Raw genomic sequence first — 3,349 nt, 5'->3', positions numbered from 1 at the left:
ATGCCAAATAATCGCATTCTTTCCAAAATCTATGTTGTTTGTTAATTACGTGTTTTTCTACGAGCTGCATTTGACTCGACATGAGTAAATGTATTGTGCCTTGTATTATATACGAGTTCCTGCGAGCGTCAACATGGCAGGTAAAAAATTATAATCAGTCCAAATGCAGATTTCTCTGACGCAAGACGCCCACATCTGTAATCCAATGGCACGGGGGCAAAAACAAATTGAACCAGGGGCAAATAGTCTCGCGCCGCCACAATTTGCTCAAAAAGCTACCCAAATAGTCAAGGATGGGTAGCTTTGTCCATAAATTAAGTTACAGTTTCAAACCCCGCAAGGCGTGCTGACTTTTAGCTCTACAGGAGTAGTTATGCAACTGCAAACAGATATTCGTAGTCGGCAACCGCAAGCAACGCTAGCCAGCGCCGCGAGTGCCTTGGACTGGGCAAAATTTGGCTGCGCCGTACCTGCACCAAAATTGGCTCCTTCGATGTGGGTCAAATTGTTCAATCCGCCAACAGCATTCAGTTTTGACGAAGCGTGGTTGTTGTGTCAGTGCTCCGACCAAAAGTGGCTGGCTTGGATTCCTGATTATGGGGAAATTTTGCTGAGTACGAATGAATTTTGCGCTACTTAGGATCGCAAATTAAATAACTTACAATTTTAATTGTTATTGTGGGATGGGCGTCCCGCCCGTCGTTTTTGGACGGGCGGGACGCCCATCCCACAAACCTGTCGAAGTTATTTAATTCTCATTCCTTAATCGAAAATTATAGTTTGAAATCTATATCCTTCAGGTTTCACAGCATATTTTTGGAAAAAACCAGGTTTCTGCATTATCTCGTTTGTAGTGAGGAATGCGAGTCCTCAGAAATTAAGAAGGACTGAAGTCCTCACTACAAACTAATTCATTGACATTTTGCCAACAAAAAGAGCAATAGAAAACTATTGCTCTTTTTGTGTAAAAACACTTTCTAGTTTTTGTCTTCAGACAGCGGAACTTACTCGCTTATTTGCAAACTGCACGGTTATTTGCATTTCTGACAATCGTGCCTACTTTGCCATTAATCTGAATCGGGTTCTTGGTGCTGGCCCGGATCAAGCGGGGCTGTTTACCCAGACATTCTCTGATTGATTCTGACCAGGTGGTGAGAGCGCGGGTGTATTCTGTACGAGTCGCGGGCGCGCGAAACTGCTCGGTAATTAGGTGATCTGTGGTGATGCTAGTGTCAGTAGCAACATTAGTAATAATTGGAAAGTCAAAGGCTTTGGGTAAAGTTCTTTCAGGAATTTTGCCCGGTACTGTTTGGTAGTTCTTTGAGCCGCCTTTGTAGTCAATACCTGCTTGAGGGGCTGTTTGAGCGAAGGCAGGAATAGGCAAGCTGGCTACCAATACGGTGCAGCAACTCCAAAATAATTTCGATTTCATCCGATTCATCTCCTCAACTTTATGACGGTTAGCACTAATTAGGTAGGGACAAAAACATTAGCTTTAATTTATAAAAAATCTAATGCTAATGAACTTTTATCTTGGTTTTGACCCATCTAATTTATTACCATACATCTTCAAAAACGTACAAACTGGTTGGTCTGACAAACTGTAGAATGGTTTCAGTTGAGTGAGACATTTACACATCTGAAGTTGTTACAGCGTTGGGGACTCGATTTTACCAGAATGATTCATTTTCGATCGATGTCATTGGAACTTTATCAAATTTTGTCTCAGATATCAAGTTTTGTCGATCGCCTGTGGCGTTTTAACACTGGTTGACGGCTCGATCGCCCTTTGAGTGTTATGCGCTATACCAGCGGAAGAAAGATGCTAGAGTGCATCAATGGGCGTTTGAGTATTTTCAGGCGACAATAGACAGAGAAGGGGCTTGAAAATAGGTGATTTTAGTGGAAGATAGTAAATTTATCGACGTATCGGAAATCATGGGTGTTCCCGCGGCTCCTGCGGGCTACAAGTCGGGCTTTGTGGGTATTATCGGGCGCCCGAATGTTGGCAAATCCACCCTGATGAATCAGTTGGTAGGACAGAAAATTGCCATTACTTCGCCGGTGTCTCAGACGACGCGCAACAGGCTGCGGGGCATCCTGACGACGCCGGAAGCACAAATTATTTTTGTCGATACTCCCGGAATTCACAAGCCGCATCACCAACTGGGTAAGGTTTTGGTGCAGAATGCGCGCGCGGCGATTCAGTCGGTGGATGTGGTGCTGTTTGTGGTGGATGGTTCGGTGGAGTCGGGTGGGGGCGATCGATATATTATCGAAATTCTCAGCAATTGCAAAATTCCAGTGATTTTGGGGATGAATAAGCTGGACGAACAACCGGAGGATTCCGTGTTGATCGATCGCACCTACGAGCAAATTGTCAATCCTCAGTGGCCAGTGGTCAAGTTTTCGGCTCTCACGGGCGAGGGTGTCGAGCCACTGCAACAATTGTTAATCGAACATTTGGAGGTTGGGCCTTACTATTATCCGCCAGATTTGGTGACTGACCAGCCGGAACGGTTTATTATGGGCGAGTTGATTCGGGAACAGATTTTGCTGCTGACGCGGGAAGAAGTGCCGCATTCTGTAGCAATCGCGATCGACATTGTTCAAGAAGAAGCGAAGATTACCCGCATTCTGGCGACGATTCACGTCGAGCGGGATTCCCAAAAAGGTATTTTAATCGGTAAAAGCGGCAGTATGCTCAAGTCGATCGGCAGTGCGGCCCGGGAACAGATTCAAAAGTTAATTGAAGGTAAAGTATATTTGGAGTTATTTGTCAAGGTGCAGCCGAAATGGCGGCAGTCCCGCACCCGTTTGGCCGAATTGGGCTATCGCGTGGAAGAGTAAAATTTTAGTGGTTTGCGGGATGTTCGCGATTATACTGAAAGTGGCGGCTGGTGGTAGCGATCGGGTGATTCGGGGGTTTTGTGAGGAGTTGGGGATTGAGGTGCCTTTATAACTTAGGCAATAAAAAATAATATTTTGCTAACTTGTTAACAACACTCAAAAAAAGTGAACACCATGCTTAACCTCTCCCATAGCCGTCCCCTGAATCAATTTCAACAGGAAGCTCCTGAGTTGCTTCATCAGTTTGAAACAGATAAAACACCAATAGTAATTACCATTAATGGTAAAGCGGTTGCTGTGCTTCAGGATGCGGAAAGTTATGAAAAACTACTTAATCGGTTAGAAATTCTTGAAACTCTTGCAGGTATTCGTCAAAGCTTAGGGGAATTTGATCAAGGTAAAGGGGTTTCTATTCATCAAGCTTTTGAAGAGCTTCAAAAAAAATATGACCTACCGAGTTGAGATATCTCCTACTGCTATTCATGACATAGAAAATATA

Annotated in this window: 4 protein-coding genes; 3 read left to right on the top strand and 1 reads right to left on the bottom strand. The window is 44.3% G+C overall.

The genetic code is table 11. The features are described 5' to 3' along the window. The first annotated feature begins 373 nt into the window (after positions 1–373). The gene (locus JGK22_RS32795; RefSeq protein ID WP_293187164.1) at positions 374–640 is read left to right on the top strand and encodes a hypothetical protein; all 267 of its coding nucleotides are present in this window, start codon (positions 374–376) and stop codon (positions 638–640) included. Between the two features lie 372 nt (positions 641–1,012). On the opposite strand, the gene JGK22_RS32790 is transcribed toward JGK22_RS32795, so the two are convergent. Next, on the bottom strand, positions 1,013–1,432 hold the full coding sequence (locus JGK22_RS32790) for a hypothetical protein (protein ID WP_293187163.1): 420 nt from the start codon (positions 1,430–1,432) through the stop codon (positions 1,013–1,015). 506 nt (positions 1,433–1,938) lie between these two features. On the opposite strand from JGK22_RS32790, the gene era reads away from it, so the two are divergent. Beyond that, entirely contained in the window at positions 1,939–2,850 is a 912-nt protein-coding gene (gene era / locus JGK22_RS32785; RefSeq protein WP_293193979.1) for a GTPase Era, read from the top strand. A gap of 174 nt (positions 2,851–3,024) precedes the next feature. Beyond that, the gene (locus tag JGK22_RS32780; RefSeq protein ID WP_293187165.1) at positions 3,025–3,312 is read left to right on the top strand and encodes a type II toxin-antitoxin system Phd/YefM family antitoxin; all 288 of its coding nucleotides are present in this window, start codon (positions 3,025–3,027) and stop codon (positions 3,310–3,312) included. Positions 3,313–3,349: the final 37 nt, after the last annotated feature.

Origin of the sequence: Microcoleus sp. PH2017_08_TRC_O_A (assembly GCF_020738665.1) — a bacterium.
In the GTDB taxonomy this organism is placed as follows: domain Bacteria; phylum Cyanobacteriota; class Cyanobacteriia; order Cyanobacteriales; family Microcoleaceae; genus Microcoleus.
Note: the sequence above shows the minus strand (reverse complement) of the source record. Positions and strands in the feature narration are given on the sequence as shown.

Excerpts from the sequence above, each read along its gene's own strand:
- JGK22_RS32795 (WP_293187164.1), top strand. The coding sequence starts at position 374 with ATGCAACTGCAAACAGATATTCGTAGTCGGCAACCGCAAGCAACGCTA.
- JGK22_RS32790 (WP_293187163.1), bottom strand. The coding sequence starts at position 1,432 with ATGAAATCGAAATTATTTTGGAGTTGCTGCACCGTATTGGTAGCCAGC.
- era (WP_293193979.1), top strand. The coding sequence starts at position 1,939 with ATGGGTGTTCCCGCGGCTCCTGCGGGCTACAAGTCGGGCTTTGTGGGT.
- JGK22_RS32780 (WP_293187165.1), top strand. The coding sequence starts at position 3,025 with ATGCTTAACCTCTCCCATAGCCGTCCCCTGAATCAATTTCAACAGGAA.